Raw genomic sequence first — 14,559 nt, forward strand, 5'->3', positions numbered from 1 at the left:
AACCATGATCCAAATGAACTACATACAAAAAACACGGCGAGTGCTTTTAAGCAACAAGGGTTTTGCCTTACTTATTGTACTCACAATTGTTTGTCTGCAGGCTTACAGCCAGCAAACGCATTACGATCTGGCTAAAATGTTTAAAGAGAAGCAACTGATTATTTATCCGGGTAAAAAAACCGTGCTGATAAACGATGCAGGAAAAAGTGGCATCAGCACCGATGGCATTATATGGCTTAAGGATGTTGATTTCAGTACCGGCACCATTGAGCTTGATATGCGTGGCCGTAATGAATTTTTGAAAAGCTTTTTGGGCATCGCCTTTCACGCTACGGATACACTGAACTATGAAAGCGTTTATTTCAGGCCATTTAATTTTCAGTATACACCTGATACGGCACGAAGAAAATGGTCGGTGCAGTACATGAGTATTCCAGATTATTCGTACGAGCGACTGAGAAAGGAGCAAACCGGCAAATTTGAAAATGACATTAAGCCAAACCCGAAACCGGAAGACTGGTTTCATGCGCGGATAGTTGTTACAAAAGACAGTACTATTGTTTATGTGAACCACGGCGACAAGCCATCGCTGAGTGTAAAAAACTTAAGTAAGAGAATTAACGGGCTTATTGGTTTGTGGACATCGACCGGAGCGAGAATGAGTGATTTTGCCAACCTTTTTATAAAACAGGATTGATTTGAATTAAAAGCGTGGTAAACTAAATAAAAAAAATGAAGAAATACATTACAACCCTTTTTGTCCTTTCAACCACTTATTTACTTGCACAGCAAAAACAGGTGGTGCATAATTACAGTACAATAAAGCCATCTGAATGGGTGATCCCTAAAAATGATACGCTGGATTATGCTTTTAATACTTATTCAGGCGCAGATGCGTTACTGTTAAAACGTAAAATCCAGAATTATAAGGGCGCCAGCGTTGCCTATCCAAAATCGTTGAAATTTAAGGATGGAACTATTGAAATGGATATAGCATCGCCGGCCGGCAAAAACGGTTTTGTGGGCTTCGCATTCCGGATAAAGGACGCCCATCACTACGAAACACTGTACTTCCGTCCGGGCTCATCGGGCACCATAAATGCTGTGCAGTACATGCCCGAAAAGAAAAGCGAATTTAACTGGTGGGAGTATGAAGCCGACAAGTATCAGTCAAAAGCCACACTTCCGCTGACGGCCTGGTTCCACGTGAAGGCCGTAGTTAAGGGGCCGGAGATAGCAGTATTTTTAAATAATCAACCCAAACCTGTAATGGTTTATAAAAACCTCGATCCCTCGTTAAAAACCGGCTCAGTTGGTTTTTGGTTGGGAAATTGCAACTCAGGGGCATATAAGAATTTAGTAGTTGGCGCTAGCGATTAGAGGCTAGAGACCAGAGATTAGTTAAATACGAATGCTGGTTACTAATCACCACTACAAAAGAGCTTGGATCTTCTTCATCTAAGATCTGAGATTTAGTTGAGTAGCGTTCCGGGTGAGATCCGGAACGCATTTTTTTTGCCTTCACTTTTATACACTCCAAATTTATTGCAGTATATTTATTGCAGCGTGAAACTTCCCGCTTTTAGCCAGTGCCCCCTATCCTGGCTAAAACAAGTATGCCCGTTACATGTTACCGTTTTACCATGAACAAAACCATTACCCTATTATTGGTATTATCACTTGCCTTTACAACAAGCTATGCTCAGCAGATAAAAAACGACAGTATTCGTATTGCCGTCGAACCTGAATATAATAACGTCGGAAAAACACACCGTTTTTTGTTTGGCGAGAATTACCGGGCGCTATGGGCCGCACCTGTTAAACTGCCTGTTTTTAAACTGGAAAACGCTAAGGGCGGCTTAAAAATATTGCAAAAGGGCGGCGGCTTGCAAACCATGTCGCTACGCTTGCAGGATTCCACGGGGCAACAATGGGTGTTGCGCACCATTCAAAAGTACCCGGAGCGTGGTTTACCGCCAAGATTACGCCCGACCGTGGCCAAGGATATTTTGCAGGACCAGGTATCAGCAGCGCATCCCTTTGCCGCACTTACCGTACCGCCGCTGGCACAGGCTTTAGGCGTTCCGCATTCAAACCCGCAGATAGTATACGTTGCTGATGACCCGGCGTTGGGTAAATATTCAAAGGATTTTGCCAATAAGGTTTTTCTATTTGAGGAACGCGAGCCGCTGGATGCTGAGAAAACAGACAATACCGAAAAAGTACAGCGCAAGCTAAAGGAGGACAATGATAACCGTGTTGATGAAAAAACGGTATTAAAGGCGCGATTGCTGGATATGATCCTTGGTGATTGGGACCGCCATGAGGACCAATGGCGATGGGAAAAAATTGATGAAAAGAAAGGTTCTGTTTATGAACCCGTTCCGCGCGATCGCGACCAGGTTTACTATAAAACCTCTGGCGTTTTTCCGTGGATCGTATCGCACCAATGGCTTAAATCAAAATTCCAGGGTTATAGCGGCGAGATAAGAGATATTGACGGATGGAACTTTAACGCCCGGTATTTTGACCGTTACTTTTTAAACCAATTGAGCGAGGACGATTGGCGTGAACAAATAACCTATGTCCAAAAAACACTTACCGACAGCGTGATCACGGCTGCAGTTAAACTAATGCCGGATACCATTTTCAAACTCTCGGGCAGGGAGATCATCGCTAAAATGAAGGGTCGGCGCGACAATTTAATGAAGCAGGGACTGGAGTACTACCGCTTTATCTCTATTTATGTAGAGATCCCGGCTACGGATAAACGTGAAAATTTCAGCATTGATGAACAGCCAGGCGGCAACCTGGAGGTAACCGTTAAGAAGATTAAAAAGGATGGCGATTTGGATAAAACCATTTACCACCGCGTTTTTAAACCAGATGTTACAAAGGAAGTTCGGCTATATGGCTTTGATGGTAACGATGTATTTTCGGTAACAGGCAATACGCCATCGCCAATAAAAGTGCGAATGATAGGCGGCGCAGGTGTGGATAGTTTTTATGTAGATAAAAAGCTGAGCAACCGTGGCAAGCTTTATGTATATGACCGGGCCGATTCCACCAATTTAATTCCATCGTCATCGCAGGCAAGGATCCGGACCAGTACCGATACCGGCGTAAATAATTACAACAAAACCAGTTTTAAGTATGATAGGTTTGAACCCATCGTATTAGCCAATTACAATACAGATATCGGCATTTTGCTGATAGGTGGCTTCTCGTACGAAAAACATGGCTTTCGCGGCGAGCCTTATTCATTCAGGGAGGAGTTTCTCACCAATTACTCGCTCTCACGAAAATCGTTGCTGTTCACCTATGTAGCTGACTTTAAAAATGCTATTGGAAATAATGACATTCGCATAAGTGCTTTGTCAAGGGGGCCTAATAACGTGAGCAACTTCTTCGGCATTGGTAACGGAACTCCTTTTGTAAATAAGGGAGATAAAGAAATTACCTATTACCGAAACAAGTATGATTTAATCACCACTGATGTTTCCCTTTACCATCAATATGGCAATTGGCAGCTTCATGCCGGCGTTGGCGGACAGTTTTACTACAGCAATGCCGATGATAACAGCGACAGGTTCCTGGGTGATTATAACGCAGCCCACCCATCCGAAAATGTATTCGACAACAAATGGTCGGCGGGTTTGGTGGGCGGCGCTACCTATGATACACGTAATAAAGGTAACGTTACCACCAGCGGAGTTTATTGGAACACTACCGTAACATCCATGAAGGCCTTAACCGGATCGCATAATGCGTATACGCAAATACTATCGGAATTTAACTTTTATCTTAATCCCGACCGCGACTCTGTGTTAATAATAGCCAACCGCACCGGTGGCGGTACTTATTTTGGCACTGCCGATTATTTTCAGCAGATAAAGCTGGGCGGCCCGCAAACGCTGCGCGGCTTTCACACATGGAGGTTTACCGGCAGAACCATGCTCTACAACAACCTTGAACTACGGCTTAAGGTACTGGATTTTACCTCGTACCTGTTTCCAGGCAGTATCGGGGTGATCGGATTTAACGATATCGGCAGGGTATGGTCGGCAAACGATACGTCAAATACGTGGCATGATGGCTATGGCGGCGGCATTTACATTGTCCCCGCCGAGTTGGTGCTGATCCAGGCGGCTGTTGGTTTCTCAAGGGAGGGATCATTACCTTATATTTCTATTGGTTTCAGGTTTTAGCCGACGGATTTTTGCTACTTTGCAATATCCTATTTATCACCAATGAAGCTAAGATTAAGCCTGTTTTTATTACTATCCTGTCAATCTTTATTTGCCCAGGATTCTGTTTACGCGCGCCGTATTGTTGATACTTTAACATCACGTTATTTTTGGGGCAGGGGCTATACAAATGACGGTATGGGCAAAGCCGCGCGGTTTATAACAAGCGAATTCAAGAGCTTCGGATTGCAGCCTTTGAGTGGTAAGGATTTTGTTCAGCCATTTACCTATAACGCCAATATCTACCCGGGTAAAATGAAGGTAGCCATTAACGGCATCGATTTAAAACCTGGTGTGGATTTTATTGTAAGTCCTGAAAGCATGGGTGTTAAAGCCGACGGCAAATTACAGCAAAAGGATAGTGTCACATTTTTAGATGCCGAACACCGCATCGTCGTACTACTGCAAAATAAACTTACCTGGTCGGTTGAGCAGGCGGCTTCAGATTATACAGCCATTGATCTGGATAAGAAGGCAATTACCAAAACACCGTCTTCCATCAGTGTAGATATTGAGAATAAAATAATAAAGGATTTCAAAACCGGGAACATTTGCGCCATGGTTCGCGGCACAGCAAAGCCGGATTCATTTATAGTGCTTACTGCCCACTACGATCACTTAGGTGGCATGGGTGCCGACACCTATTTCCCCGGCGCTAACGACAATGCAAGCGGCGTGAGCCAGGTGATGAGCCTGGCTAAGTATTATGCGAAGCACCCGCAGCGGTACAGCATGGTTTTTATTTGCTTTGCAGGAGAGGAAGCCGGCTTGCTGGGCTCCATGTATTTTGCTGAACATCCGCTAATGCCGCTGGCTAATATCCGGTTCTTAATAAACCTGGATTTAGAAGGCACCGGCGAGGAAGGCATCACCGTAGTTAATGCAACCATCTACCCAAAGGAATTTGAGCAACTAAAAAAACTTAATACACAGGGGCATTACCTGTATAAAGTATATTCAAGAGGCAAGGCCCCAAACAGCGATCATTACCCCTTTACCGAAAAAGGCGTACCCGCATTTTATATGTATACCATGGGCGGCATAAAAGCTTATCATGATGTATTCGACATCAGCAAGACATTACCGCTTAATGAGTATAATCATTTATTTAAGCTGATAGTGGATTTTGTTGGGGCGGAGACGAGGTAATCAAAAACATTACTGCACCTTCTCGGTCATCTCAAACCTATCCACTTCCTTATCTGATCGTGGCTTTTGATTAAATGCCGTATAATAAACATACTTTTTATCCTTGTCAATTCCCGGCATTATTTTGCCTATCACCTTCCTGATCAGCAGGTTTTCATTTTTTATGGCCAACGTGTCCTTTAAATTCACTGACGTTAAATAATGGACTATTGGAAATGTGCCCTCGCTATTGGTTTGTGTATAAACCCTTATTATCCGTGGCTTAGTTGGCACCTCATTAATTGTAAATGGGAATATGTACTTGGTGTTTGCCTCATTTATTATGTCGCCATAAAATGTGTGCAGACTGTCTTCAACCGGGTACCGCCATATATTGACCGGAGCTATGCAATTATTAGCCAAAGCCGCGTTGTTAACAGCATCGATGAGGTAATTTTTACTATAATTTTCTTTCGCCAGCTTATAAAGCTCAGGGGCGGTTTTCCCGTTAAATGTATAAGGAGCCACATCCATGTCGCTGATCTTCCACCCGTAGCTATATTTAGAATACACCAGGGTGATCATATATTTGTTAGCGCCCGCTTTGGGCAGGAAAAAGGCTACATACATTTCCTGTTCGGGATTGTGATATATAAGGCTGTAGCGGTTTACGCCTTTATCAGCAGAATTTACGGTATCCGCATTGCGCCATTTATTGATGATATAATATTCTTCAAAAAGGGCATACTTGTTATCATTCAGGTAATTGCTTAGGTGTTCTATTGTCCTTTCTGTTTGTGAGTCCCGATTGAGTTCTTTTGACATAATAAACTTCATGCGCTTATACTTGTTAGCCTTTAGCCAGTATAGGGCATCGTCGGTCAATTCGTGAAAATCAGATCTTTTTCCGGCTGCTATTTTTTCATTTTCCCAAACGCCGGGCTTGTCTACACAACTTTGTAATATAATTAGTGATAATAAAACGGGAATTAATTTAAGGGGATAAGGCTTCATATTGAATACTAAAGTACTATGATAAAGTTAAAATTTCAATGTAAAATAATCCTTAATTAATAGTGATAGTTACAGCAATTGACAAATGTCAATCTTTTACGGTTGTAAACAGCCTAACTTTGCCGTGCAACAAATACCGCAAACATGGAAAACGAAATAGTTGAATTATTTGACATCCCCGAAGGCGTGGTTTATTTAAATTGTGCAAGTCTTTCGCCTCAGTTACGGTCAGTTACAGAAGCGGGTGCCAAGGCGCTGCAAAAAAAGGTTCATCCCTGGGAGATCCAATCTTCAGATTGGTTTGATGATCCTGAAACGTTGCGGGCTTTAGCTGCACAGGTTATCAACGCCGATGCAGATGGGATGGCAATTATCCCCTCCGTTAGTTATGGTATCAGCATTGCTGCGGCTAACGTACCGATAGCAAAAGGGCAACAAATATTGGTGATGGATAAGGAATACCCATCTAACTATTATTCATGGAACGAATTGGCAAAAGTAAAAGGCGCTGAAATTGTAACCGTTAAAAAAGAAGAAGCATCCTGGACAGCAGCTATATTGAATGCCGTTAATGAAAAAACGGCCATTATAGCCATTTCCAATTGCCATTGGACTAACGGAGCACTTGTTGATCTTGTACAGGTAGGCGTTAAAGCCAGGTCGGTGGGCGCCGCCTTGATTATTGATGCCAGCCAGGCGATGGGAGCATACCCTATAGATGTAGCCGCAATTCAACCTGATTTTTTAGTTTCGGTTGGGTACAAGTGGCTATTGGGGCCTTATGGGTTAGGGTATTTATATGCCGCACCAAAGTGGCGTGCGGCCGGAAAGCCTATAGAGTATTCATGGCTCACCAAAAACAACAGTGAAAACTTTGCCGGCCTGGTAAACTATAGAGATGATTTCAGGCCTGGGGCAAGGCGTTTTGACATGGGCGAATTTCCGGGCTTTATCAATGTCCCGATGGCAATTGCAGCGCTTACACAGGTATTAAAATGGGGTGTTGGCAGTATTCAATCGCAATTAAAAAGCATCACACAGCAAATAGAACAGCAGGCCGATGAACTGGGCTTAGGTTTCCCAAAATCAGCAGAAAGGGTTGACCACATGATGGGTCTTGACCTGCCAGGCGGTGTAAGCGATGCACTAAAAGCCAACCTGAAAAATGAAAATATTTTTGTTGGTTTCAGGGGAGAGAGCATCCGGGTTTCGCCATATTTATATACAACACCGCAGGATCTTGAAAAATTATTTAATGTTTTAAAAGAGCATGTAAAGCGTTGATATTTTAACCCCGCAACCTCCGTGCATCTCTGGTGAACTCTTGGCAAATTAACCCCGAAGTTCGCAAACATATACACACAGAAAAAAGCTATTTCAATTTACTATCCGCAAAACACATCATCGCCTTATACATAAATGCAGCAAAAACAGGATTGGTTTTCCCTTCAACAGTTGTATAACGATCATCCGCAACATACAGATCTGCAAGCCCTTTATAGGTTCCAATTTTCAAGTCAGTAGGATCTGACACACCCCAAAAGCTGCGGATATTGGCATAATGCCTGGCTATTTGTTCCTGTACAAGTCCACTTTCGGGGTTTTCATTTACCAGTAAGACCAGTTTCCCGGCGATGTCTTTCTGATCGGCCTTTAATTGTCCAAGATTAAGCTTCGGCATTTCCAGCAGAGCCTTTTCTGATCGCAAAACAATAGCTTCGCCCCATTTTTCAACGGCTTCATTGCGGTATGCTTCGGCTTCCTCTTTTGGCATGCCTTCATATAATTCTTCGTAGTTACTCATGGTTTTGTTTTTTAAATGATCAACAGTTTTATCAATGGTTTGCAGCAAAGTTGTAAGGTGGTCTCTTTTTGTGATGATGGATTCTTTATGGCCTTCGAGCGCCTTTACCAGGTCAAAATCGGGGTCGTCAAGAATGGGGCCGATCTCTTTCAGCGGAAAATCAAGCACTTTATAAAAAAGTATTTGCTGCAGGCGCAGTAGTTCCTTTTCTCCGTAGCGGCGATACCGGCTTTCGGTACGAATAGACGGATTTAACAGGTTTAACTTATCATAAAGGTGTAGCGTACGTACACTTACGCCCGCCAGTTTAGCCAATTGTTTTACCGAATAATCGTCTTTCATATATTTACTTAAATACCTGATTACAAAGCTATGCTATGACGTAAGGTAAGAGTCAAGTGTTTTTGAAAATAAATTCAACCACAGAACAATAGGCTGCCATTCCCGGTTAAACTACTATGCAAAATATCTTGTTTTTTGGTGATAGCCTTACCGCCGGCTATGGTTTGCGCAATGCGACTATGGAATCCTATCCCGCAATTATCGGACAAAAAATAGATGCGGAAGGGCTCGGCTATAAAATCATAAACGCAGGCCTGAGTGGCGATACATCTGCCGGCGGTCTCCGCAGGATCGACTACTGGCTTAGCCAGCCGGTAAGCGTATTTGTGCTTGAGCTGGGCATCAACGATATTATCCGTGGGATTCCGCCGGCATTAACCTTGAAAAACTTACAGGCTATTATAAATAAGGTAAGCGTTAAATATCCAAAGGTAAAAATGGCAGTAATGGGTATGCAAATCCCTGCATTTATACATAGCCCGGTGGCGGCACAATTCAGCGAAATTTTTAGCGGTTTAGCAGCTGCCAACCAGTTAAGTTTGGTCCCGTTCTTTTTAAATGGTGTTGCCGGCAATACTCATTTAAACCTCCCCGACAGGCTGCACCCCAATGCAGAAGGTTATAAGGTTATTGCTGAAAATGTATGGCCGGTTATTAAAAAGCTTATTGGTCAGCTTCCCGGGCAGGTGTAAAACGAAATTTTTTACGGGTGTTTCCGGCAATAAAAAAAGGTGATTAACCACTTGATTTTTAAGCTAATATTAATTAATATTACAAAAATCTCAACGCAGCCTTTTGATGTGGCACAGCGCCACTAAATAATAATTTGAAATACAGATAATTAGCGAAGGGTAGGGCGCCCATTTTTTATCACTCTTAAATAATTTTAAGGGTTAATTTTTTATGGGTACTAACGCGATCAATAATTATTCAATAGCAAGCGAACTCCATACCGGTTTTTGGGAATGGAATATGCAAGGCCAATTTCCTTTTGACAATCCCGCCCTGATGGAAAAGCTTGGCTATCTGCCTGCTGAGTTGTCCGTCGAGCCATTATGGATCGACAAGATCTCAGGCGAAAATCAACGGTTATTGCGTGAGCAAATTGATCTCCACATTAACAGCCACGCTGCTATACCATTTACCTGCGAAGTTTATTTTAATTATAAAAACATTAATGCCCAATGCTATTTTTTTAGTGGTAAAATAGTTCAATGGGCAATTGATGGCACGCCATTGTTAATGCTGGGCAGCTATATTAATATAACCAGTCAACGCCAGGTACTGGGTGAGCTTAACCGGATAAAGAGCTTTTTAAGCAAAGCCAACCTGGCTGCAAAAATTGGCGCATGGGAAATTGATATAGATACCCTAAAGGTTAACTGGACACAGGTTACCCGTGAAATTTTTGGTGTAGACGATAATTTTGTACCAGAGAAGGACAATTTTATACACTTTTTTAAAAAGGGCGATGATGACTTACTGAACGCTGCCTTTCACAAGGCAATAGCAGACGGCACAGCATACGACCTTGAACTTGAAGTTATAAACGCCAAAGGCGAGGAATTATGGACCCGCACCATCGGTCAACCCGAATTTGAGGACGGTCGTTGTACCCGGGTTTATGGAATTTTCCAGGATATAACAAAGCAAAAGACAGATGAGGAAAAGCTGCGTATCAAGCAAGCTCAACTAGAGGCTTTTATAAGCGCTGCGCCCACTGCACTCGCCATGCTCGACAGATCATTCAATTATATAGCCGCCAGTAAGATCTGGATGAAGTCATATAATATTGATGTTGCTACAATTATAGGCAAGAACCACCTGGATATTTTTTACGAGATTTCGGAGGAGTGGAAGGATTACATGCGCCGCTGTTTGCATGGTGAATCCTTCAGGATGGAAGAGGATCCGTTTATCCGCAGGGATGGAAAACAAGAATGGCTGCGCTGGGAAATAAAGCCATGGTATGAGACCCCCGACCGGGTTGGCGGTATTATATTATTTACAGAATTGGTAACCGAAAAAAAGCTTGCCCAACAGGAACTGATAAAGGCTAAGGAAGTTGCAGAAAACGCCTTGCAGGCAAAGTCGAGATTCCTTTCTGTGATGAGCCACGAGATTCGCACACCAATGAATGCCGTGATTGGATTTAGCAACCTCCTGTTGCAGGACCCGCGCGAGGATCAGCAGGAATACCTGAAGCTCTTAAAATTTTCGGCAGATAACCTGATGGTGATCATAAACGATATTTTAAGCTTAAGCAAAATTGACGAGGGCATGGTGAGTATTGAGCAGGTTGATTTCAGTTTAAGGGAATTACTTGAAAATATTTCCGCCATTAACAGGCAGGCCATTGTTGAAAAAAAAATCGACCTGAAATTAAACTTCGATGCCAGGCTTCCCCTATTTATTAAAGGTGATACCGTACGGTTGGGTCAGGTAATAACTAATCTTCTTAACAATGCGGTTAAATTTACCAGTGAGGGTGAAGTGGCCATAAACGTAGAAGTGGCTAATCAAAATGATAATACAGTTGACATCTATTTTGAGATAAAGGATACAGGTATAGGTATCGCCGAAGAAAAGCAGGAGTATATTTTTGAAATATTCACCCAGGAAAGCACTGAAACCACCCGAAAGTTTGGCGGCATTGGGCTCGGGCTGGCCATTTGCCGTAAATTGGTTCAATTAATGGGTGGCGATATAAAAATAAAGAGCAAGATTGGCGAAGGTTCTGCCTTCTATTTTACCCTGCCATTTAAAAAAGGCGAGCTACAAAAGGATGCCCCCGTACCTGAAAAGAAGGACAATAGTGGAGATATTACCGGAAAGCGAATATTGCTGGCTGAGGATAACCCTATAAATGTTTTGGTGGTGAAGCGTTACCTGCAAAAATGGGGAGTGGAGTGTGATGTTGCCGAAAACGGGCAGGTAGCCGTACAGATGTTGTGGGCAGGGCATTATGATATGATATTAATGGATCTGCAAATGCCCGTTATGGATGGTTATGACGCCGCGCGACAAATTAGATTGACAGGAGGAAGCTATGCTTCCATCCCAATTGTTTCAATAACCGCATCATTAGTTGGCGATATAAAACAATCTATCCTGGCCGCGGGTATGAACGATTGGGTAAGCAAGCCCTTTAACCCTGATGAGCTTTTCAATATTGTTAAAAAATACACGGTTGATGTTATCAATTAAGCACAATTACCGATTGCAATTTATCAAACGTAAATATTACCGACTGCAACTTAAGCGGGATGAGAATAAACCGTTTTTTGGTTGAAGATTTGTTAATACGGATTAGAGCTTAGATAAGGCTCTTTAAAATTAACATAACCGCTAGAAAACCCATCAGCGAGCAGATTTGGAATTTATTACCACAAGAGCCTACCTTAAAGCCCAATGGGTGACAAAATATAACACATAATGTCTGGCCTTTGATCAATTGAAACGGTTTCCCGCATTTCGGAAACTGTTTATGTTAATGCCCAATTCCAAAATACGACCAAAATCCCATTTAAGACCCTGGTATTAGCATAAACCATTGGTTTAAAATGCCTTATAAAGGTTAAAGTTGACCCTTGTCAGGTAGTATTGGTTTAACAATAAGCAATAATTTGTACAAAAATTTTCTTGGCCAGCAAACCATAATCAAATTTTTGCCGTATGATAATTAAGATGAGTAAACCTTTACTTAAATGCCATAAATGTGGCACTGTATTTCATTTCCAGATTCCGCGGGGCTTTCTACTACGGCAGGTACTCTTCTTTCTGCCAATAAAGATATATTTCTGCGCCAGATGTAAAAAGCAACGTTTTTTGTGGATTACAGACCAGCAGGCTAATAAATACCAAAAAGTATAAGCTATCCTGTTGCTAATCTTCGTGCTTTACAGCATACTGGTTGTTTTATTTTTGTTTCCCACCTGATTCCCTCCAATAACACATTTAGCTCAAAACTAAAAAATACAAACTACTTGGTATTTTCCGGTAAACTTATAAACCGGAATTTTAACCAACTAAATTATTATTAACTTTTGAAGTACAGATAATTAAGATGAACAAACCTTTGCTTAAGTGCCATAAATGTGGCACTGTATTTCACTTCCAGATTCCCCGGGGCTTTGTATTACGGCAGGTACTCTTCTTTTTGCCTATAAAAATATATTTCTGCGCCAAATGTAAAAAACAACGCTATTTATTGATCACAGACCGGGAGGTGGATAAATATCACCCGGTATAATTATTCCCCGGAATTTATAAAACTGTTTCTGTGTATCCCCGCCGTACCCGCGGTACCTTACGTGGTACCTTTTCCAACCCCCTGAAAAATACAAACTACTTGGTATTTCCCGGGGAGTTCATAAACCGGAATTTTGACTAACTAAATTATACACCATGAAACAGTTATCATTAAAATGCCCTGTATGCGCACATGCATTTCATCACCGGGTTAAGCGCAATTGGTTTTTAAAGCACGTTTTATTCTTTTTACCGATCAAGATTTACTGCTGCAGTGAGTGCAAAAAGGCGGTATACATGGTGGTGAAGGACATTGAAATTGCACCAAGCACTTCATTTTAGCAACCCGATTCGAAGGCCATCTTCATATACATCCGTACCTCATCATTTATGTCTTCCTTAAAGAACATCCGGAAGTGGTGGTTAAAATCATCACTTCCCGGAACCTGCTTTATCTTGTTAAAGCATAAGTTACTTTCATAAGGTTGCTTAAACGGAAACACCACATCAACAAAGTCTTTACCGAGCTGAATCACATATGCAAACCTTTTCCTGGCAGCAAAGCTGATCATTGACTTTGCGGGATGTACCCTTATGTCGCCCATTTGCTTATACTCATTTACCAAATGATCAAGCAGCTCAATAGTGTGCTGAGATTTGCCATTTAGGAAATCGACAAGCTCTTTGTCCCTGCACGAGTGTACCTGGTTGGTGTTTATAAACTCCTGCGAGCATAACGGGCACATCCACATAACTACCATTCATTTAATGCAGCAAGTTAGTGCATTATTTCTTTTCCTAAAAACTCCCAATACATTAAAATTATACTCATATCGTGAATTGAGCAGATGGATAAACGATTGCCGTGTACTATTGCTTATCCGACAAAAACCATATTTCGCCCTACAAAACTTAATGGTTGATTTTGATGGGGTGAAATTTAAGCCTCGTCGAATAATTAAAAATTGAGGCCGTATTCCTGGTTGATTTGCATCATGATAAAAACAAAACGTCAACCCACATAGGGGTAAAAGTTAAAACAAATGTATTACCTGTATAAAACAAAAAATAAACACTCAAACCACATTCATATGATACCTGCATTAATTATCTGGCTCTTCAAAAAATACGGAAGACCGTTTTTCAAGAAATATAACTTTTCCTTTAACCGGTTTGTAGTACCAGTTAGAAGCGCTTCGGTTACCGTGTTGTTTGTTGCGATAAGCTCAATGGCATTAGCCCAGGAGCAAACATTAAACTACAACGTGCTGCACAGCGGCCAAACCGTTGGACACCTGAAACTGCAACAGCGCAAGGAAGGCGATGATACATTTCTGAATGTCGCTTCTGATGTTAAAATGCGATTTATCTTTAGTATCAATGTAAACATTCGTGAGGACTCCCATTATCACGACGGCAAGCTGGTTTGCTCGCATGTTTCGCGCATGGTTAATGGTAAACAAAAGGCAAATAAGATAACCAAAGCAAATGGAGAAACTTACCAGCTTTCGGACGACGGTAAGATCAGTTCCATCAACCAAAAACAGATCAGCAATAACCTTACCGCCATGTACTTGAAGGAACCGGTTGGCTTATCCCAGATCTACTCAGATAATTTCCAGCAATTTGTACAGGTAAAACAGACTGACAGCCACACTTACCGTATCGACCTGCCAGACGGCAACTACAATTTTTACACCTACACCAACGGTGTTTGCAGCAAGGTTGATATTCATCATTCGTTATACACCATTCAAATTCAGCTCACCTAAC

Annotated in this window: 12 protein-coding genes; 9 read left to right on the plus strand and 3 right to left on the minus strand. The window is 42.0% G+C overall.

The window, feature by feature from the left end; translation table 11 throughout:
• The first annotated feature begins 13 nt into the window (after positions 1-13).
• The 4 genes from KXD93_RS21410 (at position 14) to KXD93_RS21425 (ending at position 5,396) form a co-directional block, all read left to right on the plus strand.
• A complete protein-coding gene (locus tag KXD93_RS21410; RefSeq protein ID WP_258139400.1) occupies positions 14-697 on the plus strand; it encodes a hypothetical protein in 684 nt (227 codons plus the stop codon).
• A gap of 35 nt (positions 698-732) precedes the next feature.
• Positions 733-1,380 (plus strand): hypothetical protein, encoded by a 648-nt coding sequence (locus tag KXD93_RS21415; protein ID WP_258139401.1) that lies wholly within the window; start codon positions 733-735, stop codon positions 1,378-1,380.
• Between the two features lie 263 nt (positions 1,381-1,643).
• Complete coding sequence (locus tag KXD93_RS21420; RefSeq protein WP_258139402.1) at positions 1,644-4,208, plus strand: BamA/TamA family outer membrane protein; 2,565 nt, start codon at positions 1,644-1,646, stop codon at positions 4,206-4,208.
• A gap of 42 nt (positions 4,209-4,250) precedes the next feature.
• Entirely contained in the window at positions 4,251-5,396 is a 1,146-nt protein-coding gene (locus KXD93_RS21425) for a M28 family metallopeptidase (protein ID WP_258139403.1), read from the plus strand.
• A 9-nt stretch (positions 5,397-5,405) separates the two neighbouring features.
• On the opposite strand, the gene KXD93_RS21430 is transcribed toward KXD93_RS21425, so the two are convergent.
• On the minus strand, positions 5,406-6,389 hold the full coding sequence (locus KXD93_RS21430; protein WP_258139404.1) for a hypothetical protein: 984 nt from the start codon (positions 6,387-6,389) through the stop codon (positions 5,406-5,408).
• Between the two features lie 144 nt (positions 6,390-6,533).
• Between KXD93_RS21430 and KXD93_RS21435 the strand changes: the two genes are divergently transcribed.
• Positions 6,534-7,673 carry an aminotransferase class V-fold PLP-dependent enzyme gene (locus tag KXD93_RS21435; protein WP_258139405.1) on the plus strand — a complete coding sequence of 380 codons (1,140 nt, stop codon included), beginning with the start codon at positions 6,534-6,536 and terminating at the stop codon, positions 7,671-7,673.
• Between the two features lie 88 nt (positions 7,674-7,761).
• Here the strand turns inward: KXD93_RS21435 and KXD93_RS21440 are convergent, their stop codons facing one another.
• The gene (locus tag KXD93_RS21440; RefSeq protein WP_258139406.1) at positions 7,762-8,535 is read right to left on the minus strand and encodes a MerR family transcriptional regulator; all 774 of its coding nucleotides are present in this window, start codon (positions 8,533-8,535) and stop codon (positions 7,762-7,764) included.
• Positions 8,536-8,651: 116 nt separating this feature from the next.
• On the opposite strand from KXD93_RS21440, the gene KXD93_RS21445 reads away from it, so the two are divergent.
• The 3 genes from KXD93_RS21445 to KXD93_RS21455 all read left to right on the plus strand — a co-directional run bounded on the left by KXD93_RS21445 (position 8,652) and on the right by KXD93_RS21455 (position 13,128).
• A complete protein-coding gene (locus tag KXD93_RS21445; protein WP_258139407.1) occupies positions 8,652-9,227 on the plus strand; it encodes an arylesterase in 576 nt (191 codons plus the stop codon).
• 211 nt (positions 9,228-9,438) lie between these two features.
• Positions 9,439-11,742: an ATP-binding protein gene (locus tag KXD93_RS21450; protein ID WP_258139408.1), complete on the plus strand. Its 2,304-nt coding sequence runs from the start codon at positions 9,439-9,441 to the stop codon at positions 11,740-11,742.
• A gap of 1,200 nt (positions 11,743-12,942) precedes the next feature.
• A complete protein-coding gene (locus tag KXD93_RS21455; RefSeq protein WP_258139409.1) occupies positions 12,943-13,128 on the plus strand; it encodes a hypothetical protein in 186 nt (61 codons plus the stop codon).
• On the opposite strand, the gene KXD93_RS21460 is transcribed toward KXD93_RS21455, so the two are convergent.
• Positions 13,125-13,547 (minus strand): DUF5655 domain-containing protein, encoded by a 423-nt coding sequence (locus tag KXD93_RS21460; RefSeq protein ID WP_258139410.1) that lies wholly within the window; start codon positions 13,545-13,547, stop codon positions 13,125-13,127. The genes KXD93_RS21455 and KXD93_RS21460 overlap by 4 nt on opposite strands.
• Before the next feature lie 330 nt (positions 13,548-13,877).
• Between KXD93_RS21460 and KXD93_RS21465 the strand changes: the two genes are divergently transcribed.
• Positions 13,878-14,558, plus strand: a complete 681-nt coding sequence (locus tag KXD93_RS21465; RefSeq protein WP_258139411.1) for a DUF6134 family protein — start codon at positions 13,878-13,880, stop codon at positions 14,556-14,558.
• Position 14,559 lies beyond the last annotated feature (1 nt).

It is taken from the genome of Mucilaginibacter phenanthrenivorans (genome assembly GCF_024721155.1).
In the GTDB taxonomy this organism is placed as follows: Bacteria; Bacteroidota; Bacteroidia; order Sphingobacteriales; family Sphingobacteriaceae; genus Mucilaginibacter; species Mucilaginibacter phenanthrenivorans.

Excerpts from the sequence above, each read along its gene's own strand:
- KXD93_RS21410 (WP_258139400.1), top strand. The coding sequence starts at position 14 with ATGAACTACATACAAAAAACACGGCGAGTGCTTTTAAGCAACAAGGGT.
- KXD93_RS21415 (WP_258139401.1), top strand. The coding sequence starts at position 733 with ATGAAGAAATACATTACAACCCTTTTTGTCCTTTCAACCACTTATTTA.
- KXD93_RS21420 (WP_258139402.1), top strand. The coding sequence starts at position 1,644 with ATGAACAAAACCATTACCCTATTATTGGTATTATCACTTGCCTTTACA.
- KXD93_RS21425 (WP_258139403.1), top strand. The coding sequence starts at position 4,251 with ATGAAGCTAAGATTAAGCCTGTTTTTATTACTATCCTGTCAATCTTTA.
- KXD93_RS21430 (WP_258139404.1), bottom strand. The coding sequence starts at position 6,389 with ATGAAGCCTTATCCCCTTAAATTAATTCCCGTTTTATTATCACTAATT.
- KXD93_RS21435 (WP_258139405.1), top strand. The coding sequence starts at position 6,534 with ATGGAAAACGAAATAGTTGAATTATTTGACATCCCCGAAGGCGTGGTT.
- KXD93_RS21440 (WP_258139406.1), bottom strand. The coding sequence starts at position 8,535 with ATGAAAGACGATTATTCGGTAAAACAATTGGCTAAACTGGCGGGCGTA.
- KXD93_RS21445 (WP_258139407.1), top strand. The coding sequence starts at position 8,652 with ATGCAAAATATCTTGTTTTTTGGTGATAGCCTTACCGCCGGCTATGGT.
- KXD93_RS21450 (WP_258139408.1), top strand. The coding sequence starts at position 9,439 with ATGGGTACTAACGCGATCAATAATTATTCAATAGCAAGCGAACTCCAT.
- KXD93_RS21455 (WP_258139409.1), top strand. The coding sequence starts at position 12,943 with ATGAAACAGTTATCATTAAAATGCCCTGTATGCGCACATGCATTTCAT.
- KXD93_RS21460 (WP_258139410.1), bottom strand. The coding sequence starts at position 13,547 with ATGGTAGTTATGTGGATGTGCCCGTTATGCTCGCAGGAGTTTATAAAC.
- KXD93_RS21465 (WP_258139411.1), top strand. The coding sequence starts at position 13,878 with ATGATACCTGCATTAATTATCTGGCTCTTCAAAAAATACGGAAGACCG.